The sequence below is a fragment of the Streptomyces sp. NPDC006326 genome (assembly GCF_040612915.1).
Lineage (GTDB): Bacteria > Actinomycetota > Actinomycetes > Streptomycetales > Streptomycetaceae > Streptomyces.
This window is the reverse complement of record NZ_JBEXRC010000013.1, coordinates 50,478-75,141: the sequence shown is the minus strand read 5'-3', so window position 1 is coordinate 75,141 and position 24,664 is coordinate 50,478. Positions and strand designations below refer to the sequence as shown.

Annotated in this window: 21 protein-coding genes and 1 riboswitch; of the genes, 11 read left to right on the top strand and 10 right to left on the bottom strand. The window is 71.6% G+C overall.

What is annotated here, in order from left to right:
* The first annotated feature begins 87 nt into the window (after nt 1-87).
* The 3 genes from ABZ128_RS13305 (at nt 88) to ABZ128_RS13295 (ending at nt 3,811) form a co-directional block, all read left to right on the top strand.
* On the top strand, nt 88-609 hold the full coding sequence (locus ABZ128_RS13305) for a DUF4142 domain-containing protein (RefSeq protein WP_356848172.1): 522 nt from the start codon (nt 88-90) through the stop codon (nt 607-609).
* Nucleotides 610-863: 254 nt separating this feature from the next.
* A complete protein-coding gene (locus ABZ128_RS13300; protein ID WP_356848170.1) occupies nt 864-3,320 on the top strand; it encodes a nitrate reductase in 2,457 nt (818 codons plus the stop codon).
* On the top strand, nt 3,317-3,811 hold the full coding sequence (locus ABZ128_RS13295) for a hypothetical protein (RefSeq protein ID WP_356848168.1): 495 nt from the start codon (nt 3,317-3,319) through the stop codon (nt 3,809-3,811). Before ABZ128_RS13300 ends, ABZ128_RS13295 begins: the two co-directional genes overlap by 4 nt.
* A 61-nt stretch (nt 3,812-3,872) precedes the next feature.
* Here ABZ128_RS13295 and ABZ128_RS13290 read toward each other — a convergent pair whose 3' ends face one another.
* Both ABZ128_RS13290 and ABZ128_RS13285 read right to left on the bottom strand, forming a co-directional pair.
* The gene (locus ABZ128_RS13290) at nt 3,873-5,450 is read right to left on the bottom strand and encodes a hypothetical protein (RefSeq protein ID WP_356848167.1); all 1,578 of its coding nucleotides are present in this window, start codon (nt 5,448-5,450) and stop codon (nt 3,873-3,875) included.
* A 245-nt stretch (nt 5,451-5,695) separates the two neighbouring features.
* Nucleotides 5,696-5,893, bottom strand: a complete 198-nt coding sequence (locus ABZ128_RS13285; RefSeq protein ID WP_356848166.1) for a hypothetical protein — start codon at nt 5,891-5,893, stop codon at nt 5,696-5,698.
* 88 nt (nt 5,894-5,981) lie between these two features.
* Here ABZ128_RS13285 and ABZ128_RS13280 point away from each other — a divergent pair, with 88 nt between their 5' ends.
* Nucleotides 5,982-6,779 carry a VOC family protein gene (locus tag ABZ128_RS13280; protein WP_356848252.1) on the top strand — a complete coding sequence of 266 codons (798 nt, stop codon included), beginning with the start codon at nt 5,982-5,984 and terminating at the stop codon, nt 6,777-6,779.
* 320 nt (nt 6,780-7,099) lie between these two features.
* Here the strand turns inward: ABZ128_RS13280 and ABZ128_RS13275 are convergent, their stop codons facing one another.
* Both ABZ128_RS13275 and ABZ128_RS13270 read right to left on the bottom strand, forming a co-directional pair.
* The gene (locus tag ABZ128_RS13275; RefSeq protein ID WP_356848164.1) at nt 7,100-7,474 is read right to left on the bottom strand and encodes a VOC family protein; all 375 of its coding nucleotides are present in this window, start codon (nt 7,472-7,474) and stop codon (nt 7,100-7,102) included.
* 185 nt (nt 7,475-7,659) lie between these two features.
* Nucleotides 7,660-8,433: a type 1 glutamine amidotransferase domain-containing protein gene (locus ABZ128_RS13270; protein ID WP_356848163.1), complete on the bottom strand. Its 774-nt coding sequence runs from the start codon at nt 8,431-8,433 to the stop codon at nt 7,660-7,662.
* Nucleotides 8,434-8,727: 294 nt separating this feature from the next.
* On the opposite strand from ABZ128_RS13270, the gene ABZ128_RS13265 reads away from it, so the two are divergent.
* From ABZ128_RS13265 to ABZ128_RS13245, 5 genes are all read left to right on the top strand, one after another.
* Nucleotides 8,728-9,747: an AraC family transcriptional regulator gene (locus ABZ128_RS13265; protein WP_356848162.1), complete on the top strand. Its 1,020-nt coding sequence runs from the start codon at nt 8,728-8,730 to the stop codon at nt 9,745-9,747.
* A gap of 53 nt (nt 9,748-9,800) precedes the next feature.
* Nucleotides 9,801-9,863: riboswitch (guanidine-III (ykkC-III) riboswitch) on the top strand.
* A 72-nt stretch (nt 9,864-9,935) separates the two neighbouring features.
* Entirely contained in the window at nt 9,936-10,388 is a 453-nt protein-coding gene (locus tag ABZ128_RS13260; RefSeq protein ID WP_356848160.1) for an Ohr family peroxiredoxin, read from the top strand.
* Entirely contained in the window at nt 10,375-10,821 is a 447-nt protein-coding gene (locus tag ABZ128_RS13255; protein ID WP_356848159.1) for a hypothetical protein, read from the top strand. The genes ABZ128_RS13260 and ABZ128_RS13255 overlap by 14 nt, the downstream gene beginning before the upstream one ends.
* 401 nt (nt 10,822-11,222) lie before the next feature.
* Nucleotides 11,223-12,245, top strand: coding sequence for a magnesium and cobalt transport protein CorA (locus ABZ128_RS13250; protein ID WP_356848157.1), 1,023 nt, complete (start codon nt 11,223-11,225; stop codon nt 12,243-12,245).
* Between the two features lie 97 nt (nt 12,246-12,342).
* Nucleotides 12,343-14,709, top strand: coding sequence for a bifunctional serine/threonine-protein kinase/ABC transporter substrate-binding protein (locus ABZ128_RS13245; RefSeq protein WP_356848155.1), 2,367 nt, complete (start codon nt 12,343-12,345; stop codon nt 14,707-14,709).
* 41 nt (nt 14,710-14,750) lie between these two features.
* Here ABZ128_RS13245 and ABZ128_RS13240 read toward each other — a convergent pair whose 3' ends face one another.
* The 3 genes from ABZ128_RS13240 to ABZ128_RS13230 all read right to left on the bottom strand — a co-directional run bounded on the left by ABZ128_RS13240 (nt 14,751) and on the right by ABZ128_RS13230 (nt 17,636).
* Nucleotides 14,751-15,884 carry a PP2C family protein-serine/threonine phosphatase gene (locus ABZ128_RS13240; RefSeq protein WP_356848251.1) on the bottom strand — a complete coding sequence of 378 codons (1,134 nt, stop codon included), beginning with the start codon at nt 15,882-15,884 and terminating at the stop codon, nt 14,751-14,753.
* A 206-nt stretch (nt 15,885-16,090) separates the two neighbouring features.
* The gene (locus ABZ128_RS13235) at nt 16,091-16,387 is read right to left on the bottom strand and encodes a protealysin inhibitor emfourin (RefSeq protein WP_356848154.1); all 297 of its coding nucleotides are present in this window, start codon (nt 16,385-16,387) and stop codon (nt 16,091-16,093) included.
* Between the two features lie 37 nt (nt 16,388-16,424).
* Nucleotides 16,425-17,636, bottom strand: a complete 1,212-nt coding sequence (locus ABZ128_RS13230) for a M4 family metallopeptidase (protein ID WP_356848153.1) — start codon at nt 17,634-17,636, stop codon at nt 16,425-16,427.
* Nucleotides 17,637-18,280: 644 nt separating this feature from the next.
* On the opposite strand from ABZ128_RS13230, the gene ABZ128_RS13225 reads away from it, so the two are divergent.
* Nucleotides 18,281-18,778 (top strand): DUF4232 domain-containing protein, encoded by a 498-nt coding sequence (locus tag ABZ128_RS13225; protein WP_356848152.1) that lies wholly within the window; start codon nt 18,281-18,283, stop codon nt 18,776-18,778.
* Nucleotides 18,779-18,849: 71 nt separating this feature from the next.
* On the opposite strand, the gene ABZ128_RS13220 is transcribed toward ABZ128_RS13225, so the two are convergent.
* Both ABZ128_RS13220 and ABZ128_RS13215 read right to left on the bottom strand, forming a co-directional pair.
* The gene (locus ABZ128_RS13220) at nt 18,850-20,301 is read right to left on the bottom strand and encodes an amidase (RefSeq protein ID WP_356848151.1); all 1,452 of its coding nucleotides are present in this window, start codon (nt 20,299-20,301) and stop codon (nt 18,850-18,852) included.
* 214 nt (nt 20,302-20,515) lie between these two features.
* A complete protein-coding gene (locus ABZ128_RS13215; protein WP_356848150.1) occupies nt 20,516-23,125 on the bottom strand; it encodes a serine hydrolase in 2,610 nt (869 codons plus the stop codon).
* A gap of 330 nt (nt 23,126-23,455) precedes the next feature.
* Here ABZ128_RS13215 and ABZ128_RS13210 point away from each other — a divergent pair, with 330 nt between their 5' ends.
* A complete protein-coding gene (locus ABZ128_RS13210) occupies nt 23,456-23,635 on the top strand; it encodes a hypothetical protein (protein ID WP_356848149.1) in 180 nt (59 codons plus the stop codon).
* Nucleotides 23,636-23,689: 54 nt separating this feature from the next.
* Here the strand turns inward: ABZ128_RS13210 and ABZ128_RS13205 are convergent, their stop codons facing one another.
* Nucleotides 23,690-24,613: a hypothetical protein gene (locus ABZ128_RS13205; protein ID WP_356848148.1), complete on the bottom strand. Its 924-nt coding sequence runs from the start codon at nt 24,611-24,613 to the stop codon at nt 23,690-23,692.
* Nucleotides 24,614-24,664 lie beyond the last annotated feature (51 nt).

The following is a 24,664-nucleotide window of genomic DNA, read 5'->3' as shown; positions in this document are numbered from 1 at the left end:
GACGGGCAGCAACCGGGTTAGGCGCCGGTCAGAACGCGGTCGCACCCGTGGCTCTCCGAGCCCAGGCCGTGTGAGGAGATGAGCGCCATGCGCAAGCGACTGCTGGCTGTGGCAGCCGCCGCAACGGCGGTAACCGGGATGTACGCACCCGCGGCGCTGGCCGCCGTACCCGCCGGTGACCAGGACACCTCGTTCGCGAGCACCGTCCACCAAGGCAACCTGGCGGAGATCGCCGCAGGCCAGGACGCCCAGAAGAACGCCATGACCTCGTGTGTCAAGGACGTGGGCGCGAAGCTGGTCTCCGATCACCAAAAGCTCGACGCGGACGTGAAAGCCGTCGCCGCGAAAGCCAAGATGACGCTGCCCACCGCTCCCACCGCCGCGCAGCAGCAGGAGCTGAAGGACCTCCAGAAGAAGGCCGGCACGGCCGGATACGACTCGGCGTGGCTCGCCGCCCAGGCAACCGCCCACACCAAGACCCTGGCTCTGATAGACACGCAGATCCGCTCGGGCACCAACACGGCCCTCACCAACGCGGCCAAGAAGGCGCGCCCCATCGTCGTCATGCACCTCGACATGGTCCGCGGCGGCAACTGCCACGCCCCGTAAGACGACACCACTGGCCGATCGGCGAACCTGGGCCTGCTGCGCGCGGCCCTGCTGAGGCGGGGCGCTTCCCGCCCACCGCGCTGTGGTGGGCGGGAAAGCGCCGTGCCGCCCGCAGGCGGTCCGGCACGTCCGTCCACTAGCCCAGCAAGGCGCACGCCGTACACCCGATCGTTGAACAGCGTCCTGCGGGTGCATCCCCGGCCGCTGCGGGGGTACACGTGGCTCGCTGAGCAGCCGAAAGGCGGAGGTGGCCGATGGAGTCGTCCGTGGACCGGATCGCGCAGCCCTGGGGCGGCCGGACCGCCTACGGGCCAGGCGGCACCTGGCCGGCCCGCGTGGACACGTATCTGGCCGAGGGCACCACGCCGGACGAGGTCGAACGGTGGGTGCAGTCGGCTTCGGTGCTCCACTCGAACGGCGACGCGATGGACATCGCGGTCAGGGCGGGCCGGATCGTCGGGGTCCGCGGGCGGGCCGAGGACCGGGTGAACCGTGGCCGCCTCGGTCCGAAGGACCTGTTCGGCTGGCAGGCCAACCATGCCACCGACCGGCTGCGCAGCCCGCTGGTCCGCGAGGGCGGCCGCCTGGTCGAGTGCGACTGGGACACGGCCATGAACCGGATCGTGGACCGTTCCCGCGAGCTGCTCAGCGCGCACGGCCCCGGGGCCATCGGCTTCTACACCACCGGACAGCTGTTCCTGGAGGAGTACTACACCCTCGCCGTCCTGGCCCGCGCCGGGATCGGCACCAACCATCTCGACGGCAACACCCGCCTGTGCACCTCCACTGCGGCGGAGGCCCTGAAGGAGTCGTTCGGCTGCGACGGCCAGCCCGGCTCGTACACGGACGTCGACCACGCGGACACGATCGCGCTCTTCGGACACAACATGGCCGAGACTCAGCCGGTGCTGTGGATGCGGGTGCTGGACCGGCTGGAAGGGGAGGACCCGCCGCGGCTGGTGTGCGTGGACCCCCGCCCCACCGTGGTGGCCCGGCGTGCCGATGTGCACCTGGCACCACGCGTGGGAACCAACGTCGCACTGCTCAACGCGCTGTTGCACGAGGTCATCCGTCGCGACCGGGTCGACAGCGGCTTCGTGGAGTCGCACACGGTCGGCTTCGATGAGCTGAGCAGGCAGGTCGCGGAGTGCACTCCTGCATGGGCCTCGGCCATCTGCGACGTGCCCGCGTCGGCCATCACCGAGGCCGCTGAGCTGCTGGGCGGGGCGGAACGGCTGCTGTCCACGGTGCTGCAAGGGTTCTACCAGTCGCATCAGGCGACGGCGGCCGCCGTCCAGGTCAACAACCTGCACCTCATCCGCGGGATGCTGGGGCGGCCCGGCTGCGGAGTCCTGCAGATGAACGGCCAGCCCACCGCCCAGAACACCCGCGAGACCGGCGCCAACGGTGACCTGCCGGGTTTCCGGAACTGGCAGAACGACCAGCACGTCGCCGATCTGGCCCGGGTCTGGAACGTCGAGCCGTCGGCGATCCCCCACTACGCCCCGCCGACCCCGGCGATGCAGATCTTCCGCTACGCCGAACAGGGTTCCGTGCGGATGCTGTGGGTCAGCGGCACCAATCCGGCCGTCTCCCTGCCGGAACTGTCCCGCATCCGCGCCATCTTGGGCCAGGAGCGGCTGTTCACCGTCGTGCAGGACATCTTCCTCACCGAGACCGCGCAGCTGGCCGACGTGGTCCTGCCCGCGGCGACCTGGGGCGAGAAGACGGGTACGTTCACCAACGCCGACCGCACGGTGCACCTGTCGGAGAAGGCCGTCGACCCTCCCGGGTCGGCACGCTCCGACCTGGACGTCTTCCTGGACTACGCACGGCGCATGGACTTCCGCAACCGCGACGGCGGGCCGCTGGTCAGCTGGCACACCCCGGAGCAGGCCTTCGAGGCGTGGAAGCGCTGCAGTGCCGGGCGCCCCTGCGACTACACGGGCCTGACGTACGACAAGCTGCGCGGCGGCAGCGGCATCCAGTGGCCCTGCACCGAGGACGCCCCCGAGGGCACCGAGCGCCTCTACACCGAGGGCATCAGCTGGGCGCATCCGGACGTCTGCGAGAGCTACGGCAAGGACCTGGTCACCGGAGCCTCCGTCGAAGCAGTGGAATACCGGTCCCTCAACCCCGACGGCAAGGCCGTCGTCAAAGCCGCCGAATACCTCCCTCCGCACGAGGACAGCAGCGAGGAATACCCCCTCCAGCTGACCACCGGCCGCACGCTCTACCACTTCCACACGCGGACGAAAACGGGGCGGGCTCCGCAACTCGATGCGGCGGCTCCCGACGTGTGGGCCGAGCTGAGCCCGGCCGAGGCAGCCGCGCGGGACATCCAGGAGGGCGACCTGGCCCGGATCACCACCGCGCGGGGGACGTTGCAAGCCCGTGTACGGATCACCGGGATCCGCGACGGACTCGTCTTCGTACCCTTCCACTACGGCTACTGGGACACCCCGGGAGGCCATCGCCCCGCCTCGGAAGCCGAAGCCCGCGCCGCGAACGAGACGACGGTCACGGACTGGGACCCGGTGTCCAAGCAGCCCCTGTACAAGACGGCCGCCGCCCGGATCGAGCGCGTCGCCGGCGGCGACGGCACCCCGGCCCCCGCTCCGACCACCACGGCGTCCGCACCGTCCGCACCGGACGGCATCCCTGCCACTACGGGTGGACCACGGGCCCGGACCACGGAGGAACGCCCATGAGCGGCTTCACCCTCATCCTGCGCGCGCTCCACCACGGCGAGGGCCATCTGGCCAAGGAGCTCGTCGCGGTGGCGGACCGCCACCGCACCGAACACGAGATCCACCACGTCGCCACCGATCTCGCCCGCTGGTCCGACGAACACGTGGACCGCATCGCGGAGGCTGCCCGTCAGCACGGGCTCGACCTGCGGGCCGACGAGGGCGAACGGCCGGGCGAGGGACTGCTCGCCGCCGTACGGGAGAAGACCGCCGAGATGCTCGGCCACCGGCCCGAGCCCGCCCTGCTGCTCCTGCGCGACCTGCGCTCGCTGCACTTGGCGGCCGCCGGGAACTCGCTGTACTGGGAGATGCTCGCGCAGGCGGCCCAGGCAGCCAGAGACGAGCGGCTCGTGGCGCTGGCCACCGCGTGCCACCCGCAGACCCTGCGCCAGATGCGCTGGACCAACACCATGATCAAGACACTGTCGCCCCAGGCCCTCACCAGCCTCTGAAGCGGTTGCCCACGGGCCTGGCGCTCCTCAACGGAACACGAAGTGAGACGAGGCCGGTCGGTCAGGTGCCGTCCGGCCAGGGGAAGCCGAGTTCCTCCGCGCGCTCGCGGCTGCCGCCGCATACCCGTGCGTAGGTCTTCGGGTCCTCTTCGGCCAGCCGGCGCAAGGCGGCGGCGGCCTGTGCCTCGGGCGGGGTGCCGTCGTCGGGGATGTCCCAGCGGAACTGGAGGGGGCTGTCGGCCCGTTCCGGTTTGCCGGACGCCGGCCCTGGCAGGTACGAGAAGACCACCAAGGCGGTGTCGGGGTCGTCGAAGTCCGTCGTGGTCCAGCCCCGGCTTGCGTCCCATCGGCCCAGGAGATCCGGTTCCCCGGTCAGCCCGGCCTTGATCAGGCGGGCGACGGTGCGAGCGCGCCAGGACCAGGAGCCGTCTGTCTCCGCCCTGGCGACCTCACGGTCATAGGCGGAGGCCTCGAACCGGTGGGCGGGGAGCTCGGCGGCGGCGTCTCGGGAGCCCGACATGGACCGCCGCCAGTTCTCCCACACCACCTGGTCCGCCTCCCGCCGGATGGTGACGTAGAGCGCGCCGCAGCACCCCTCGGTGCAGTAGGCCTCCGCGAGCTGCACCTCGCGCGGCTCCGCCCCGGCCCGCAGCCGACCCTCGTCCAGCAGGTACTCGGGGCTGTTGGTGCGCCCGCGACCGAACACTGCCGGGACCACGGGGCGGCCGTCGATGAGTACGCGTGCCTCGACGGGTTCCCGGTCGGCGGGGTCGCCGGCCACCACCTCGACGCGGAACCTGCCGGGCGTCCCCGGGCGTTCGAAGGGCTGTCGTCCGGTGCGGCGGATCCAGTCGGCCCGTCGCCGCTCATCCGCCTCGCTCGCGGTGGCACCGGCTCGCGCCCATCGGGGTTCGGCCAGCAGCTGCCCCAGCGAGTCCAGCAGTGCCTCGCGCCGTCCCGGCGGCCAGTCCAGCAGGACGGCGGTGCCGCTGCTCAGGTCCAGGGCGAGCGACAGCAGCAACGCGGCGTTGCCGAGGGTGGCCGGCAGCAGGCCGGAGCGCGTGACGACGGTTTCGTAGAGGCGGGGCGCGTCGCGGTAGTCGAGGAGGTCGGTCGGATCGTCGGGTGAGCACCCCATCCGGACGAGCAGCCTTCCCGCGCGAGCGAGCAGGTCGGTGTCGGAGGGGGCTTGGTCCAGCAGATCGGGCAGCCGGGGAGCCTCCGCGATCCGGCGGGCCGTCGCGCTGTCGAGGAAGCGGGGCGAGGTGGGGAAGGCGATGAGCTCCGAGCGCACAGCCTGCCGGTTGCCCGTCCACAGGGCATGGGCGAGGGGCTGAAGTTCGCCGCGGCCCGCATGGAGCGCGAGCCAGAGGACGGCGGCAGCTCGCGGATCGAGGATGTCGAGCGCGTTGACCGCTGGGCCGGCGAACTCCCGGAACTGGCCCAGCACGGAGAGAGCGGGGACGTCCTCGGGCTCTCCGAGGCGGATCAGCAGGGCCAGGCCGGCGGTGACGGCGGGCACGGTCGTACCGGTCCGGATCAGTTGCCGTCCCAGGGCGCGGGCCGCGCCCCACTGCTCGGCCGGCAGGGACAGTCCGGTGACGGCGGACTGGACCAAACGCGCGTGGCGGCCGTGCAAGCCGACTTGTTCGAAGCGGCGGTGCAGGGTGGCAGCGTCGTCCGGGAGCGGGCTGAGTGCTTCCCGGATGGCGCTTTGCGCCTCTTCCCAAGGGAGCGGGTCCTCGCCCGCTGCGGTTTTCCGGCGCGGGCGTAGTGAGTAACCGCGATGGGGCGGGACTCCGTCAGGGGACTCGCGCAGCAGGCGCAGGGCGTGGTCGTACAGAGCAGGCGGCGGAGTGAGCGCGTTGCGCTCTTCCTGGGCGCTCACCGGGTGAAGTGGGACTCGATTCCGTAGGTCATGAACGCAGCCTGCCAGCCGGTCGGTGTGGTGTCGAAGGGTTTTGCGCTGCGCCGCCCCGGGTGGGAGTCGTCCTCGAAGCCCACGTCGCAGCGGCCGGTGATGCGCCCCGAGGTCGGGCGCAGCGGTGTTCTGCCGGCCTCCTGCCCCCACGCGGAACTCACCCGCTCGGCCCGATTCCGGGCGTGTGGCGCGGGTAGGGGACGCCCCGTCCTTCCCCCGAGCGGTATCCCGGAGGCATCCGTGCCCGACATGAACGGCCCCTACAAGCCCGGCACCCCGTGCTGGGTCGACCTGATGGTCCCCGACCAGCAGGCGGCCATCGACTTCTACTGCGACCTCTTCGGCTGGCAGGGCGAGATCGGCCCCGCCGAGCAGGGCGGGTACGCCGTCTGCACGCTCAAGGGCAAGCCCGTCGCGGGAATCATGAAGGCGATGAACCCGGACGGAACGGTCCCCGACCCGCTGCCACCGACGGCGTGGACCACCTACCTGTCCACGGACAGCCTGGACTCCACGATCAAGGCCGTCACCGACGCGCACGGCACGGTCATGATGGGCCCGATGGACGTCATGGACCTCGGCCGGATGGCCGTGATCGCCGACCCGACCGGTGCCGTCGTCGGCCTGTGGCAGCCCGGCACCTTCGACGGCGCGGGCATCGTCAACGAGCACGGCGCACTGATCTGGAACGAGCTGACCACCGGCGACCTCCCGGCGGCGGCCGCGTTCTACTCCGCCATCCTGCCCGTCACCACGGCCCGCTCCCACATGCCCGGCGCCGAGGGCTACATCGAGTTCAAGGTCGACGACCGCGCGGTGGGCGGAATGATGGACCTGAGCAAGCTGCCGCCGGGCGTGCCCCCGCACTGGCAGCCGTACTTCCACGCGGACGACGTCGACGACCTCCAGGCGGCCGCCGTCCGCGCCGGCGGCACCGTCCTCGCCCCGGCCTTCGACATGGCGGCCGGCCGCATGGCCGTGCTCGCCGACCCACAGGGCGGCGCCTTCTCCGTGATCACCGCCTCCGCCCCGGACCAGCCGGCCTGACGACGCGGCGCGGGCGGCGGGTACGGCAAGACGGCGCGTCGAGGTCGCGTGGCGTCCTGCCGTACCCCAGCCGTCAGAACGTGGGGGCGAGCTCCGATCCAGAACGTGGGGTCGAGCTCCCATCCCCAGGTGTGGTTGCCGATCTCGTCTGCATAGTCACACTGGCCCGCTCGTCCGCCAGCCGGGCGAGGTGGGCGTCGCGGGCGGTCTCCCACAGCATGCCGGTCTCCGGCGCCGGGTAGCCGTTGGCGGCGATGTCGTCCAGTACCGCCGCACCGGGCCGCGGGAGCCCGGTACGGGGAACCCCTCCGCATGGTGACTCAGTGGACGCAGAGGCAGAAAGGATGGCCGGCGGGGTCCGCGTACACCCGCCAGTTGGCGTCCGGGCGGAGCTGGTCCGTCCGCTCCAGCACGGTCGCGCCGAGGGACAGCGCCCGGCTCTCCTCCCCGTCGAGGTCGTCGACGTCGAAGTCGAGGTGGAGCTGCTGGGGGCGCTCTTTGCCGGGCCATTGGGGCGGCTGGTAGCCGTCCACGCGCTGGCAGGCCAGCGGGGTCCCCTCGAACCCGTGCACTTCGACCCAGTCGGGATCGTCCGGGTCCGCGACCACGCGGCCGCCGAGCAGAGCCGCGTAGAACTCCGCGAGCCGTACCGGATCGGCGCAGTCCAGCGCAACTGCCTGCAGTTTTCGAATCACTTCCCACACTCTCGTTCTTCGGGCCGCTGCCACGACGGCCCGCACTGGAGGGGTCGTACCCACCGCCGCGGCCGGCATGCCTGGTGATACGCCGGTCGGATGCCGGGCTGTCGCGTGAGGCGGCACGCGCCGTTCGTCAAGTGCCGCCACCACAGCCCCGTATCCGCACCGCGGACCGGCCGGGCTCACCCCGTCCGGTGCACCGCTCCCGTCTCGTGGGCGCGGACCAGGGCCACGTACTCCGCCGCCAGGCGGTGGCAGTCGCCGGGCCACCGTGCGGAGACGTAGTTGCCGTCCCTGACGGTGAAGCCGCGGCCGGGACGGGCGGCGGAGTCGCGGATCGGCAGCGGCGGGCCGGTGAGGAAGTGGCTCGGATCGGCGAGGGCCGCGGTGACCTCCGCCTGCACGGTGGTGCGGTACGTACGGTAGTAGCGCCCCAGCCAGAGGCGGGTGAGGTTCCATCCGGTCAGCTCCAGCAGGGACGTCAGAGCCGTCGTCCGCCGCCCGTGCAGGACCGAGCGCCCCGTGGCGGGGTCCTTGGCGCGGGCGGCGAGCAGCACGCCGTGGCAGACGGCCCCCACCGGCAGCCCGCGGATGAAGACCCGGGCGAACAGCCGCTGGGCGGTGGCGTCCTCAAGCAGCGTCCGCATGCCCGCGGCATGGCCGCCGGGTACGAAGAGGCCGGTGACCTCGGCCGGGTCGACGTCCGCGTACGAGGAGGGGGCGAGGAACCAGGGGTCCTCGGTGAGGCGGCGGTAGGCGGCGAGCTCGGCGCGGCGGGTCATCAGCCAGGGAGACAGCCAGGAGAAGCCGAGGTCCGTGAGCCGGCGGTCGGCGAGCGCGACCTTCCCGCCGGGGGTGGCGAACCGCACCTCGAAGCCGGCGTCCCGCAGTGCGGCCCAGGGCACCGCCGCCTCGGTCGGGTCGTAGTCGCCTGCGGGGAGCAGGAAGAGAATCACGGCGTACTCCTCTGAGCGGTGCTGATCGGGGCAGCGGGCCATCGGGACAGCGACAGGGGCAGGAGGCCTCCCCCGCGCTCCGCGGGCCCCGGTCCCCCGGTCCCCGGCCCCTGGATCCCCCGGTCCTCCGGTCCCCGGCCCCCTCGGTGTCCGACGGCCGACCTTAAGCAGCCGCCCAACGGTCCGTCATTCACTCCCGCGGCCAATCCGTTGACTCCCCGGACCGGCCCTCCGGGCGCCCGCCGGCGCGTGACGGTGTTGACGAGGGGGGTGCACCCGCATTGACTGGCGGCCGTGTCCGCCATCGAGCCGCCCACCGTCACCGCGTACTACGCCCTCGCCGTCCTGAGCGCCACGACGGAGGGCGTCGGCGGCTCCGGTTCCTGGACCTCCCCTACCGACCGGCTGGAGTTCGGCGAGATGCGCGCCCTGTGGGAGACAGTGCTCGGCTCCCGGGACGCCGGACCGCACACCGGGCTCCTCGTGGGCGACCGCATCCGGCCGGAGGGTCTGCACGTCCTGGGCCACCTCGTGCTCACCTGCGCCAGCCTCTCGGACGCCGCGCGGGCGGCCGAGCGCTACCACCCCCTGGTGAGCCAGGCGGGCACGGTGACCCTGCACCGCAGCAGCGGCGTCAGCCGGGTCTGCTACCGGCCGACCGTCGACCCGGCGGCCATGCACCCCCAGCAGGTGGAGGCGGTCATCAGCAGCATGGTGCGGGCCGCCCGCTGGATCGCCGGCGACGACTGGGCGCCCCTGGCCGTGTCGTTCGCCCATCCCCGTGCGGGCTCGGCAGAACCGTACGCCCGCGTCCTCGGCTGTCCCGTCGGCTTCGACGCCCCGGAGAACGCGATCACGGTCGCCAACGAAGACCTCGACAGGCGCCGCCCCCTCCACGATCCGACGCTCAACGCCCTGCACCGGGCCTACGCCGACCGGCTCCTGCACCAGCTGTCCGAGGCCGCAACCGTCACCGGGCGCGTGCGGCAGTGGCTGGAAAGCGCCGCCCTCGCGGACGCGGGCCCGGAGGGCCCTGCCGCGGAACTCAACCTCGGCGTCCGCAGCCTGCGCAGGGCCCTGCACGCGGAGGGCACGTCGTGGCGGGCGCTCCTCGACACCGCCCGTCACAGCCGGGCCAGGCGGCTGCTGGAGACCACGGCCCTGCCGTTGGACCGGGTCGCCCCCCTCGTCGGCCTGAGCGGCGCCACGGCCCTGGTCCGTGCCTTCACCCGGTGGGAGGGCATGGCTCCCGGGGCGTACCGCAGCCGGCACCGGCCCGTGGCCCCTGACCGCGGCGCGGCCGACGGCGGGTGAGGAAGGTCACCGCCGGTCCGGTCCCGGCCGGCCGTGCCCCGTTGCTAGATTGTCCGGCGGCCGGATCCCGGCCCCGGACGAGATGCGCCGTACCCGGTTACGCACGACGACGCGCAGGTGCTGCACGAGCAGCGCCGCCGCTGTCCGCACCCGGGCAGCGTCCTCGTCGAGCAAGATGGGCCGAACCCATGACCGTGCCACTCACCCGCAGCCTGTACCGGACCACCGCGCATGCCGCCGGGGGCCGTACCGGATCCGTCCGCACGGACGACGGGCGGCTGGAGGTCCGTCTCGCCCCGCCGCGCAAGAAGGTGCCGGGCACCACCAACCCCGAGCAGCTGTTCGCTGCGGGTTTCGCCGCCTGCTTCACCTCTGCGCTCGCGGAGGTCGCCGCCGAGTTCGGGGCGGATGCCTCGGCCGCGCGCGTGGCCTGTGAAGTGCAGCTCGGCACCACGGACACGCCTGCGGGCTACGGCCTCGCCGTGACCCTCACGGTCAGCCTCCCGGGGTGGCGGGCAGCGGACCTCCAGCCCCTGCTGCACCGGGCGGACGCGGTCTGCCCCTACTCCCAGGCGGTGCGCGGCAACGTACCGCTCACCCTCCTGGCCGTGGACGACCCGGCCGTCGATGACCGTGCCTGAGCCGGGTGCGGGCCGCTTCCCGGGCGGTCCCGGTGTCCCGGTTCCCGGCCACGGCGCGTGGCTGCGGCGCGGGATCAGCCGGAACGGCGGACCCCTTCTCGAAGACCGCGAGGTGGTGTGGCTGCAGGCCGGGCCGTACTACGCCGACAGCCGGGGCTTCGCCGGTACGACGTCCTTCGACGGCTCCCAGGTGCACTTCCACCACCTCACGGGCGAGCCCGGCGAGGACGCGGGCACCTTCCGGTGGGAGGGTGCGGACCTCGTCGAGCGGGGCACCAACCCGGACGGCAGCACTTTCCTGGAGATCTGGACCCCACTGCCCGGCGCCGACGGGGCCGGCGGTTCGTGGATCGGCCCGGACCACCACGTGGTGCGGGTCGGCCGGCACGTGGTGCACGTCGATGCCAGCGCGGGTACGTACTGGCGGCTGTGACCCGCCTGTGGTGGGGGTGCCTCTACCAGGGGACGACCTCCCCCTGGTGGTCGAGGTACTGGAGACCGGGCTTCCCCCGGTGGCGCTCGATCGTCTCCACCAGCCCGGGAGCCGCCGCTGCTCGCCCCGCGCGGCCACCAGGAGGACCCCGCGGTGCGGCTGCCGTTGGCCGGGCACTGGTACACGGACTGCCGGTCACCCTCCGCCGGCCGGTGTCTCAGGACCAGGCGAGTTCCACCCCACCGCCTGGTTCCCGCCCTCGAAGTCGGACAAGCTCGCCGAGGTTCGCGCGAGGATCGACCGGCTGACCGCGGCCATCCGCCCGGCATGAGGCCGGCGCCGGGTCGTGCCCCTCGGGTGCTCGGAGCCCTGGGAAGCGGCCGGTGATGCATGAAAACGGCATGGTGAAGCATGCGCGTGAGATGGAATGCGTGATGTACGAGGAACGGTCCGGCCGGTCGGAGGTCGTGGAGTGCGGGCTGGAGGACGAAGCCTGCCGGCTGGTGCTCAAGCGGCTGCGGGAACTCGGTGAAGGGGAGTTCGGGTGGGTGCGTCTGGTCGATCCGGCCGAGGCGGAGCTGGTCCAGTTGGCAGACGAGCTGGGCCTGCATCCCCTTGCGGTCGAGGACGCGGTCCAGGCACGGCAGCGCCCGAAGCGCGAGCGCTTCGGCAATGTGCTGGCCGTGGCCCTCAAGACGCTCTGGTACGTCGACGCGGACACCGCCGTGGAGACCGGGGAACTGATGGTTTTCGTCGGACCCCGGTACGTGCTCACCGTGCGGCACGGCCCGGTCGACCCGGCAGCAGAAGCCGCCCGCCGCCTTGCAGCCGACCCCGGCATGCTGCGTTTCGGCCCGCTGTCCGTCCTGCACGCCGTCCTCGACGTGGTCGTGGACGCCTACAGCGACTCGGCGGACAAGGTGCGGGCCGCGCTCACCCAGCTGGAGGACTGCGTCTTCTCCACCTCCCGCGTGGACCACACCGAGGCGATCTACTCCCTCAAACGCGAGGTACGGGAGTTCCGTGACGCGGTGCAGCCCCTCGTGCCTGTCCTGCAAGGAATCCTGACCGGCCCGGCCCAGGAGGGGCACGGCCACCCGCCGAAGGTGCTGCCTTACTTCCGCGACGTCGCGGATCACCTGAACCGCACCGACACCGAGGTCCGTTCCCTGGACGAGCTGCTGAACTCGGTTCTGGACGCACAGCAAGCGCGGGTGGGGACCTGGCAGAACGACGACATGCGGCGCATTTCGGCCTGGGCCGCGATCTTCGCGATCCCCACCATGGTCGCCGGCGTCTACGGGATGAACTTCGAGCACATGCCCGAGCTCGGCTGGGGCTACGGCTACCCGCTCGCCCTCGGACTCATGGCACTTGCGTCCGGGCTCCTCTACCGCGTCTTCCGCCGCAACGGCTGGCTTTAGCGGGTGGCGCACCCGGTGGTGCCGATGTCGTGCCGAGGTACGTGATCAGGCCACAGTTCCGTCACCCGACCGGCCGGTCAGGTCCTACAGTATCCGCGTGACCGAGCAGAACTCCGAACTCATCGCCGGGCGGTACAAGCTGCTCGAACGCATCGGCCAGGGCGGTATGGGCCGTGTCTGGCGGGGCGTCGACCAGCAGCTTTTCGGGCGGGAGGTCGCCATCAAGGAGATCCTCTTCCCGCCCGGGCTGGAGGACCACGACCGCGCCACGCTGCTCGGGCGCTTCACCGGCGAGGCCCGCGCGGCGGTCACTCTCAGCCATCCCGGGATCATCACCATCCACGACGTCGTGGAGCACCGCGGCGCCCCCGTGATCGTCATGGAGTTCATCCGGGGGGAATCCCTCGCCGCGGCCATCCGCCGGCAGGGCCGGCTGCCGGTGCAGCGGGTGGCGGAGATCGGCTCGGCCGTGCTCGACGCGCTCGCCGAGGCGCACGACGCGCGGATCGTCCACCGCGACATCAAACCGGACAACGTACTCCTCACCAAGGACCGCGTCGTCCTCACCGACTTCGGCATCGCGCATCTCGCGGACGCAACGACCAAGCTCAGCCACAGCGGGATCGTCATCGGCACCCCGCAGTACATGCCGCCGGAGCAGTTGGAGGGCAAGCGCCCGACTCCGGCCAACGACCTCTGGGCGCTCGGCGCCACCCTCTACCACGCCGTCGAGGGGCGTCCGCCGTTCGACGCCGAGGGACTCCACGCCCTGGCCGTGGCCGTCTTCACCCGCCCCCACCGGAGTCCGACCCACGCCGGCCCGCTGGCCCCCGTGCTGGATGCGCTCCTCACCAAGGACCCTGCGCAGCGCGCCGGCGCCGCCGAGGCCGCCGAGCTGCTGGCCTCGGTGCTGCGGTCGTGCCGGTCCCGGGCAGACGCAGCCGCCGATGCCGTCCCACCCGAGGCCGAGCCGGTACCCGTACCGGACACGGTGGTGGAGACGCCGTACCCCTCGCCCCTGCCGACGCCGACGCCGACGCCGACGCCGACGGCCAGGGATTCCGCTTCGAGCCCCGACACCCTCCGCCACCGGGTACCGGACCGGCCGACCAGCCCGCCCACGCCCGTGCCCCCGGCCGAGGAGGAGCTGGTACCGCTCGGGGGGACGGGCCAGACAGGGCGTGGCGAAGGCGTATCCGCCCGGCGGCGTACCCTCACCCGGCGCTCCACGCTCCTCGGGGCGACCCTGGCCACGCTCGCCGTCGGCTCCGTCCTGACCTGGACGCTCACCCGTGACGATCTGCCGGGCGGCGGCGGGGCGGCCGGCAGCGGCTCCCCTGCTGCCCCCGTCACGGTGGTGATCGGGGTGGACGCACCGCTCAGCGGCGACCTGTCCTCCATGGGCGTCGGCATCAAGAACTCCGCCGACCTGGCGGTCAGGACCGCCAACCGGACCAGGCACGTGCCCGGCGTGAACTTCGAGATCAAAGCCCTGGACGACGAGGCCACTCCCGCCAAGGGCCGCTCCAACGCCGCGCGGTTCGTCGCCGACGAGAAGGTGCTCGGGGTCGTGGGACCGCTCAACTCCGGCGTCGCCCGGACTCTGGTGGAGCCGCTCGGCCAGGCCGGCCTGGTCAACGTGTCACCGGCCAACACCGACCCCGTGCTCACACTGGGCCCCCACTGGGCCGACGGCACCAAGTCCCGCTCGTACAAGACGTATTTCCGCACCGTCGCCACGGACGTCGACCAAGGGCCGTTCGCCGCCCGGTACCTCCACGACGAGGCCCGGAAGTCCAAGCTCTACGTCATCGACGACGACAGCGCCTACGGCACCAGCCTCACGTCGGGGTTCAGGAGCGAGTTCACCAGGCTGGGCGGGACCATCGTCGGAACGGACCACGTCGATCCCGCGCAGAACGACTTCTCGGGCGTCGCCTCGAAGGTCCGCTCCTCCGGCGCCGACGCCGTGTACTTCGGCGGCTACTACACCACCGCGGGGCCGCTCTCCCAGCAGCTCAAGCAGGGCGGCGTGACCATTCCGCTGATGGGGGGCGACGGCGTCTTCGACCAGCAGTTCATCACGACCAATGCGAAGGCCGAGGGCGACCTCGTCACCAATATCGGCCTTCCCGCCGAGGGCCTGGCCGGTGGAGCCGACTTCCTCTCCCGGTACCGGACGGCGGGGTATCCGGAGGCGGCCGGTTCGTACGGCCCTTACGCGTACGACGCGGCCTGGGCCGTCATCGAGGCGGTGAAGGCCGTCGTGACGGCCAATGGCGGAACGCTCCCGGCGAATGCCCGGGCCAAGATGCCGCAGGCCGTTGCGGAGCTGGCGTTCGACGGCGTCACGGGCCGCGTCGCCTTCGACGAGTATGGCGACACGCTCAACCGCCAGCTGACGGTGTACGCGGTGAAGGGTGGCACCTGGACGCCCGTGAAGAGCGGCCCCCGCACCCCCTGACCGAGTCGTACGCGTCAGGCCACGGTACGGCCGGCCGCCGCCTATACCGGCTGCTCCTGGCCGTGGGTGCTCTTCGTGCACCGCACGGCGAGGACCGCGACGTCGTCTTCGAGCCTTCCGCCGCTGTAGTGGCGCAGGGCCTGATGAAGCCGGTCGAGCAGTTCGCGGGGTGCCGTCGGGCTTTGCTGACGCATCCACTCCGGCAGGGGGAAGAACTCGCCGTCGCGGTCCCTGGTCTCCGTGACACCGTCCGTGTAGAGCAGCAGCTGGTCACCCGGAGCGAAGATGAGGGTGTCGACGCAGTACTGGTCGCCGATGAGTGTCGCGAGGTTGAGGGGCGGGGAGGCGGTGGTGGGCTCGACGACGCGGATCTCGCCGCGGCGTACGAGCAGAGGAGGGGGGTGTCCGCAGTTGAGAATGCTCACGCGGCCTCCGCCGTGGGGGAACTCGGCCACAAGAGCGGTCGCAAAGCGCTCCGGCAGGTCCAGAGCGGGGAAGGCAGCGCTGTGGCGGGAGATGCTGACTTCCAGGCGGTGGACGACCCCCCTCAGGTCCGGCTCGTCGAACACGGCCTCCCTGAAGCTGTTGATCACCGCTGAGGCCGTCCCCACCGCGGACAAGCCCTTGCCGCGTACGTCACCGATGAGCAGCCGGACCCCGAACGGTGTGTCGACCGCCTCGTAGAAATCCCCGCCGATCCTGGCCTGCTCCTGGGCTGCCAGGTACAGCGATTCGATCTCGACGTTCTCGATGCGGCGCGGCAGTGGGCGCAGCAGTACTTTCTGGGCCGCGTCAGCGACGAGCCGGACGTGGAGGAGCGTCTCCTCCCGTTGGAGCCGGACATGGCTCGCGTACGCGGCCGCCAAGGTCACCGCGATGATCGCAGCCGCCGTGTAGGGCGTCCCGAGGTCGGTGTAGGCGTAGCTCAGGCCGATCATGATCAGCAAGCAGAACGCCCCCAGCAAGATCGTGGGGAGCACCGGCCACATCGCGGCAGCGAGGGCAGGTGCGGTAGGCAGGAGGCGGCTGAAGGCGATCTCCCTCGGGGTGGAGAACGCGAGAGCGGTGACGAAGACGGTAACGATCACCGGCGACAGCAGGGCTGCGTCCCACCGGCCGCCGAGGAGGAGAGGGCGACGGCGTTCCGACCGTCTTGGCCTGATCACAGAACGCATCATATCGGAGCAAAATAATCGTCGGTTTTGCGACGGAAACGTACCTCTCGTCGTCCGGGTCAGCGGCTGACACCTCAGAGCTGCGCGGTCAGCCATTCATGGCCGTGAGCGTGACCGTATGCACATGGGAAGCCGCACAAGGTCACCACCGTCGGCGCGAGGGGGCGGGCGCGGAGAGGCAGCCGGCGTGCCCGGTCGGCGAGCCGCTACCTCACCCTTCCCTGCAGCCACGTGAGCAAGGCCGCGAACGCGGGGGACATGTCGGCGTCCGACTGCTTGAGAACCGTCAGGCGGCCGCCGTCCTCCACTGTGATCGTGTAGCTCATCGCATCCCTGGCACGGCCGGGCCGGTCCGCCTCGGGCGTCGGAACGGCCGCCGCCACCAGCTGGGCCAGCTCCGCTGCGGCGTTCTCGGGCAGGGCCTCCGTGTCCAGCACCTTCGGCGGGAGGCGGAGGTTGATCGCGCCCGCCAGCCCGCCGTGTGTCGCCAGGGTCACCTTCATTGCATGCAGCCGATCAGCCGACGGCAATGCCCGGTGGTCACTTGGCCCCCTTCAGTGCGGCCACGTCCTTGGCCAACGCCGTCACCTTGGCGCTCAGGTCCGCGACCTGTCGGGTCAGGCCTGCCAGGCCGTCCTGCCGACCCACGCCACCGTTCCCGTCGACGGCGAAGCTCCGGGCCCGCGCGACCCCGGTGGGGACGCCCGTGATGGGGATCTCCACTTCCTGCCACGCCGCCAGCACGGCCAACTGCTCGGCGCCGCCGACGCCGAACAATTCCCCGGCCTTCTGGAAGGTGGTGTCCGCGAAGTCCTGGAACTGGGTCTCCCTGCTGGACGCCTTGAGTGATTCGTACCAGATGGGCCCGGCAGCCTCCCAGGCGAATCCGCCGATTCCGGCGGCCGCCAGGAAGAACGCCTTGTTGGGAATGCCGGAGTTGAAGTGCACTCCGCCGAAATCCCCTTCCTCGGTGTCGGGCAGGTGGATGAACTTGCTCATACGGTCGGGCTGGGGGTCCCTTCCGAACAGCGGATTGTTGAATGCGTGCCCCGGGGCCTTCATCGACCGCAGCGCATCGGCATCGATTCCGGGGGTGAACACGTCAGGCCCGATCAGCCAGTCCGCCTCGTCGGCCGACTGCTTCAGCGACCACTGCTTGACCAGCGATCCGAAGACGTCCGACATCGACTCGTTGAGGGCCCCGGACTGATTGTGGTATTCGAGTCCCGCGGTGTGTTCGGTGACTCCGTGCGTCAACTCGTGGGCGATCACGTCGAGGGAACCGGTGAGGTTGCTGAACTTCTTGCCGTCCCCGTCACCGAAGACCATCTGCCGTCCGTCCCAGAACGCGTTGTTGTATTTCGCACCGAAGTGGACGTACCCGTCCAGGCGCATCCCGCGGCCGTCGATCGAATTGCGCTGCAACACCTCCTGGTAGAAATCACGCGTCAGGCCGAGCCCGTCGAACGCCCGGTTGGCGGACTCGTCCACGGAGTCCGGTCCGTCTTCCGGCCTGACCAGGACGGCGGCGGAGAGGAAAGTGCTCTGCTCGCAGTCGAAAACGGTGCGTCGGCCGTTCGCAGGAGCGGCCGCGCCGGCGAAGGCCGCGCGGACCCCTCGCTCGCCCCGGAGTCGAGCAGTGGTGAGCAGGGTGTCCAAGGCGGCCTGGCGCACCTCACCGTCCTCGCTCTCCAAGAGCCTCTTCAGAAGGTACGGGGGGATGATGCAGTTGAGTCGGCAGGTCCTGCTCATAGGACACCTCCTGAGTAAGAGGACCGGCGGTTGAACATTCCTCAACGCGCGGAAGACGTGCGACACCAACGGTGGCCGGCCGCCGCGTTGCCAGGGGCCTCGGGAGATCGGGGGAGATCGGGGTATGCCTGGCGTCGTGGACGGACGGCAGGTCGCCACGGGACCGGGCCGCGGCAGCAAGAGGAGAAGCGTCGGCGCCCGCCCAGTCACGTTTCCAGAGGGGGCCACGCTGATACCACCAGTCTCCGGCCGTCCGTAGCGACCGGCAAACGCACGCGAGCGCGCCGGGTATCAGTCGTGAACGGTGCTGCCGAAGGCTTGGTGCGGGACATGTGCTCTTGCCGTACGGACCTCACCGTGCGGCAGCTCGCCCGCCCTTCGGAATCTCCCCCGCCACGGCTGCCGGGCGCGCCGCCCCTCCGGCGCAAGGGCCGCCGAAAGGTCGCGGGGCCCGCCGACCGCTAGAATGGTGCCATCAGGCGCGCACATTTCACTCGCAGGAGTGCGCCCCGCCCCGTCGGGCATCCGCGGGCGTGCGAGCGCCTCTCACCACAGACGGCACACGTCGAACCGCATCCTCGGATCCGCGTGGATCCCGCCACGTCGAATGCGGACATTTTCCTTCGCTGGCAGGAGTCGGCACCATGATCAACGTCCTGGCCCGGGCGGCGACCATCGCTTGCGCAGCCCTTCTCGCAACCACCGGTGTCGCGGTCGGAGCCCCCCGGGCATCCGCCCTGCCGAAGGCCCCGACCTGCCATGTGGCCGACCTGAACCTGGCCATTGGCGAGGCGGACGGCGCCGCGGGATCGCTTTACTACCCCATCCAGTTCACCAACACCTCGACCCACACCTGCGTGTTGCGCGGGTACCCGGGAGTCAGCGTCGTGGACGTCCGCCATCGCCAGATCGGCACCTCCGCGGCGCGCACCGGTGAGCAGGTGAACACCGTCTCCGTCGAGCCGGGCGAGACGGTGACCGCCACCTTCCGCACCAACAGCGAGGGCGTGGGGCTGGGCTGTCGGCGGACGTCGACCTACGTGAAGGTCTATCCGCCGAACAGCTACCAGGCCGTTCAGATCCCCTACCACCTGCGGGTGTGCGGAGCCTTCGAGATCAGCCCGGTGCAAGCTGCCGAATGAGGTGGGTGCGGAGCGGCGCGTCACACGGTGCACCGCCCCCCGGGAACGCGGACGGGCCCGGGTGGTACGGCCTACTTCGGGGCCCGGAAGCCGCCGATCGTTTGTTCGAGCAGCTCCGCCAGCCGCAGCGGGGTGCGGTCCTCGAACATCGGACCGATGAGCTGCACTCCCACCGGCAGGCCCTCGGGGGACCGGCCCGTCGGCACGGCGGTGGCGGGGAGACCGGGCATGGTGGCCAGACCGGCCCAGACGAGCTGGTCGAAGTACGGACGCTCGACGCCGTCGATGTCGATCCGACGCTTCATCAGGTCGGGGTTGTGATCGTGCGGGAACGCGGGAGTGGGCGTGATGGGACACACCACCGCGTCGAACTCGGCGAAGAACTGCCGCCAGCCGTGGCGGTGGAGCTCGCGACGGCCGTTCACCTCGATCCAGTCGCGGTGGCTGAACACCATGCCGCGCAGTCGCGCCGCATCGAGACTCCGGTCGTCCGCGCTCAGCCCCGCGGCGCGGGCCTGCAGCTGCTCGTACGCTTCGACGGGAAAACGTGCAACGGAGCCCGAAAACAGGAACTGCGTGTAGAGCACCGCTGCTTCGGTCAGGTCGGGCAGCAGCGGACTGCCCCACTCGACGCGGGCACCGCCGTCGACCAGCGCGTCGGCCACCCGGCCCACGCCCGCCCGCACGGCGGACCCGGTCGGAATGAGCGGATGCTCGTCGAGGACCAGGACCCGGAAGTCGCGGAGCCGTTGGTGGCGCGCGGGCGGCAGCGTCAGGTGGTACGCCGCACCCAGCGTCAGCGGGTCCGGTCCGGCCATGACGTCGAGCAGGAGCGTGAGGTCGCGAGCGGTGCGCGCCATCGGACCGACGACGGCGAGGTCGTGCTCGACCGGCAGGGCCGGCCCGGGCGGCGGGACCATGCCGCGGGTCGCCGCCAGCCCGAGTGTCGGCTTGTGCGCGTAAATGCCGCAGAAATGCGCGGGGGTGCGCAACGAACCGGCGAGGTCGGAGCCGATGGACAGCGCGCCGAATCCGGACGCCAGGGCAGCCGCCGAGCCGCCGGAGGATCCGCCCGACGTACGACGGTGGTCCCACGGGTTGTTGGTGGTGCCGTAGAACTCGTTGAAGCTCTGTATGTCCTGCAGCCCCAAGGGCACGTTGGTCTTCCCGAGCACCACCGCGCCTGCGGCCTTGAGCCGCGACACCTGCACCGCGTCCTCGGCCGGCATGTGGTCCCGGTGCAGCGGCATACCCCAGGTCGTGGGCAGTCCGGCGATGTCGTAGGACTCCTTGACCGTCACCGGGATGCCCAGCAGCGGCCGGTCCTCACCGCGGGCGCGCGCCTGGTCGGCGGCGCGCGCGGCGGCCCGTGCACGGTCGAAGTCCGGCACACAGATCGCGTTGATCGTCTTGTCGTCCCGTTCGATACGGGCGATCGCCTCTTCGGTCAGTTCCCCCGAGGTCACGTCACCGGCACGCAAGGCGGCCGCGAGTTCTTCGGCCGACGAAAAATTCCACTCCATGAATCCGACCGTAACGGCCGCTGGAAGAGGTCATGAAATGCCGTTTTGTGCAATGGGGTTGGGGGTCTCGGTGTGTGGAGGCGAGGTGAGGCCGGTGGTGAGGGTCACTGGCCTGCCTTGGAGCCGCCGGCCGGATCCGGCGGGCGGCACGGCACGCTCCGGGCTCTCCCGCTCGCCGGCCCGGCACCACGGCCGGACCGGCGGCGGTGAGCGCTCAGCCGAGGCGGGTGAGCCGGGTGCCGACGGAGGGCTTGGTCAGGGCGTTCTTGACGGCCACAGGCACGCTCTTGGCCCCTCCGCCGTCGCCGGCCGTCAGGGTGCCGACCTCCGTGCCGGCCTTCGCCGTACGCGGTAGGGCCGTGGCGCCTGCGGCGACGGTGAGCTTGAACTGCTGGCCCGGTACGCCGATCACGTTCAGGTCCTTGGTGGCCACCAGCGGCGTACGGCCGCCGAGGCCGTCGTCCACGTAGCCGACCGTGTCGCCCTTGCGGATGAGCGGAGTGGACGCCAGGGCCGTCCGTACCGCTTCGATGATCTTCTTGCTGTTTGCCTGCACCAGGGCCAGGCTCTTGGTCGCGTTCGGGTCCGCACCCTCCACACGCTGCTCCATCAAGGTGCCGAGGATCAGCGGGGTCTCGTCGCCGACCGACTTGTACGCCGCCCACATCAGCGCTCCACCGGCCGGTGTGCTGGAGCCGGTCTTGATGCCGCGTACGCTGAGGCCCTGCTCGCTGAGCAGGTCGTTGTTGTTGATGAGCGGCTGGGCCAGCCCCTTGACGGGGGCGCTGGGCATGGCGACGATCGAGCGGAAGACCTCGTCCTTCATCACCTCCTCGGCCAGCTTCAGCTGGTCGGTCGCGGTGCTGACGGTGCCGGCGTGCAGGCCGCTGGGATCCGTGTACGTGGTGTCCTTCATCCCGAGGTCCCTGGCGGCGGCGTTCATCTTCTCCACGAACGCGGCCTCGGAGTCACCGCCGGTGTCCCAGCGGGCCAGCAGTCGGGCGGCGTTGTTGCCCGACGGGATCATCAGCATCTTGAGCATGTCCAGCTGGCTGAACTTCGTGCCGGCCGTGAGCCCCTGGATCCGGGACTCGTTCTCGGAGTTGCCGTCGGCCACGGCCTTAGCGTCGACCGTGATGTCGGGACCGGGCTCGTTCTTGCGCAGGGGGTGGCCCTTGAGGATCACGTAGGCCGTCATCACCTTGGCCACGCTGGCCGTGGGGACGGGCTTCTGCTCACCGAACGTGCCGACGTCTCCGGAGCCGGAGATGCGGACGGCCCCCTGGCCCTTGGCGGGCCACGGGATGGAGAACTGCCCGTCCACGGGGTGACCGGTCTCGGTGGCGACGAGCTGAGGGGCGGGGAGCGGACGCAACAGCTGGGCGCCGGCGTAGACCCCGGCGAGCAGCAACAGGATCGGCGTCCACACCTTGACGCGACGCAGCGCCGTCCGGCGGGGGGTCTCCGGCGGGGCGGGGGTGTTGGTGAGCTCGGCCAGCAGATCCAGGGGTGCCTTGGGCGCCGTCGGCGCGGGCGCCGGGAGTTGCGGCTCGCGCGGCGGCGCGGCGGGCGCCGGCTCGTCGAGCGGCTTCAGGGCGACGAACCGGCTCGTCCGCTCGGAGTCGCTCTCCGCCTCCCGGGCCCATGCGGGCACCTTCCGGCCGTCGCCCTCGGCCGTGGTCTTGGTACCAGTACCGGTGCCGGCATCGGCGTCGGTGTCGGTGTCGCGCCGGCCTCCTCGGGCGTCGGACTCGTCGCTCGGCGCGTCGGCGCCTTCTGCTTCCTTCGAAGGCCGGGTTTCTCTGTTCCCGTCGCCAGGCGCCTTGTCGCCGTCGCCGGACGTGTCCGTCGCGGAGTCGGCCTCGGGCTTTTGGCCCGTCGCGGCAGCGTCGGGCGCACGGAACACGACGGTTCGCGTGTCCTCGCCTCCGCCGTCGGAGTCGTCGGCGGTGGAGGCCGAGGCGTCCCCGGCCTTGGCCCCAGCCTTGCTCTTGGCCGCGTCCTTGGCCGCGTCTTTGGCCCCGTCTTTGGCCCCGTCGCGCGTCGGCCTGCTGAGCGTCAGCGTGCCGTCGGCCATCGCATCGGGCCCGGCTGCCGTCCCGGTGCCGCTTGCGGGCGCGTCATCCGGCTCGGACGCGGTGTCCTTTCCGGTGCCGGCGGCGGGCTCTGCATCGTCGGGCGTGGGCTCGGTGAGCGTCGGCTTGCCGTCGGACTTCTCGTCGGCCCCGGGGTCAGGGGTGGGTCGGGTCCCGCTCCTGGGCTCGGCGGTGGCGCGGGCGGGCATGGTGAGCAGTTGCGTGTCGTCGGCCCTCTCCCCCGCCTTGGCTTCCGTGTCCGTGTCCGCGTCCGCGTCCGTGTCGGTGTCCGCGTCCGCGTCCGCGTCCGTGTCGGTGTCCGCGTCCGTGCCGGTGTCCGCGTCCGTGTCGGGGTCGCACGCGGCCACGGCACCGGCCTCGGCCTCGGTCTGGGCGGCCTCCGTTTCGTTGTCGGCGGCCTCCTCCGGTTCGGCCCCGGGGGTGGGGGTGCCGACGGGCGTGGCGGTACCGCGCGCGGACGGCGCGCCGCCGGGCTTCGTAGCGGGTTCGCCCGCGGTGTCGGTGTGGCTGCCGGCCGAGGACCGGGCCTTCGCCGTGCTGCTCGACGCCTCGTCGCCTTCTGCAGCAGGGTCGGATGCGGGCGGCTCGGTGTCCCGCACACGCTCGGGCTCGGCAGCGTCCGCGGTGTCCGGTTCCGTGCATGTGTCCTCAGGGGCCGCCCCTTCGGTGGTGGTCCTCCCGAGCTCCGGGCCGTCCGGAGAATCGCCCGCCACCGTAATCGCCTTCATCCCAGCCCCGCCTTGCCACTCACACTGTGCAGATACCGTGCGGCGATGCCCCCTGCGAAGCCCGCCGCACTGCTAGATGCACGCAGCTCGCGAATCGTTCCACCTGCTGCCGACGTGTCGGAGATCCAACCCCTGCGGCGACCGCCCCGCAGACCGGCTACCGGGCGTCGCTCGGCGCAGGCGTACGGAAGGGACTGCCGGCGGCGCCCCGGCAAGTGGCCGAGAACATCGCGCAGCTGGACGAGTGGCTGCGGGCGGGCGGCTTCGGACGGCTGGTGGCCGACGCCCCCGAGGGCGGCCCGCGCCCGGGGGCCGAGAGGGCGGCCGGAGGTGGCCACGGAGGCCGTCGCCGAGCTGAGTGACCGGTTCGCCCGGGTGTACGCCGGGCTGGTCGGCGGCCGGCCGGACGCGGTGGGCGGCGAGCGCTACGCTCGCTTCGCCCGCGTGTGCACCGGTGCCGAGGTGGCTCCGCAGGAGGCCGCCACAGGCGGCGAGGCCTCGCGCAGCTGACGGCGGGCTGGTCGCGTACGCGGTCGTCCTCCGCGAGCAGGCACCACGCAGGCATCAGAGGTGGTTGACGATCGCCTTTTCCCGCATCAACTCGTCGAGCTCCGCATCGGACAGCGGATGCAGAGAATCCAGGAGACCGCGCAGCCCGCGTTCGTCCAGGGTCTGGCTGGAGACCTCGACTTGCACGTCCCGGTGGCGGCGGACGAGCCCTACCTCGCGGCTGCCATCGGGAAACGCGCGGACCGTGCGCATCTCGCCCTGCGCGTCCACCGTGCACGTCACACCCTCCTCTTCAGGCTCCGGGCACTGGGGTGTCGGCAGGAGCAGCGGGCGCACTGTGAGGCCCGCGTACCCGGACGCATCCTGCCGCGTGGAGCGGTAGTCGACGCCGAAGTAGCCGGGGCCGACCTCGGCACGGGACACCTGCATGCCGGGCGGTGCCGCCGCCAGGTACTGCAACTCCGGACGCTCCCGCAGCCGCGAGACCTCCGCCGCGTGCCGACGCTGCTGCTCGTGCGCCGGGCCGACGAAGCCTCCGTAGGCCACCGCGGACGCCAGCGCGGTCACCGCGCCCAGTCGCACCCACCGGCTCGGCACGAAGAACGCCGCGGCCACGGCGTACGGCACCCCCGTCAGCGCGATCCGGGTACCGCCGCTGCCCAGGTCGACCCCTCCGCTGTAGGCGGCCAGACCTGCCACGACACCGAGCGTGCCGAGGACGAAGACCAGCACCGCCCGACCCAGCCGCTGGGGCCGGGAGCCGCACCACCGCAGCACGGTCCGCGCCGGCATGCCCGCCACGGCCAGCAGGCCCACCGCCAGCGTCGCACCCACCGCGAAGACCGCCACCGCCGCACCTGCCCCACCAGCCCAGGCGCTCACCAGCAGGAATCCACCGAGCGTCGGGACCGTGGCCGCCATCGCGGCCCAGACCAGGAAGAGATGCAGGGCCGCCAACAACCCTTTGTCACGCGTCATACCGCGGATCCTGGCAATCAGCGTCCGGGCGCACATGAGTACGCGTACTCA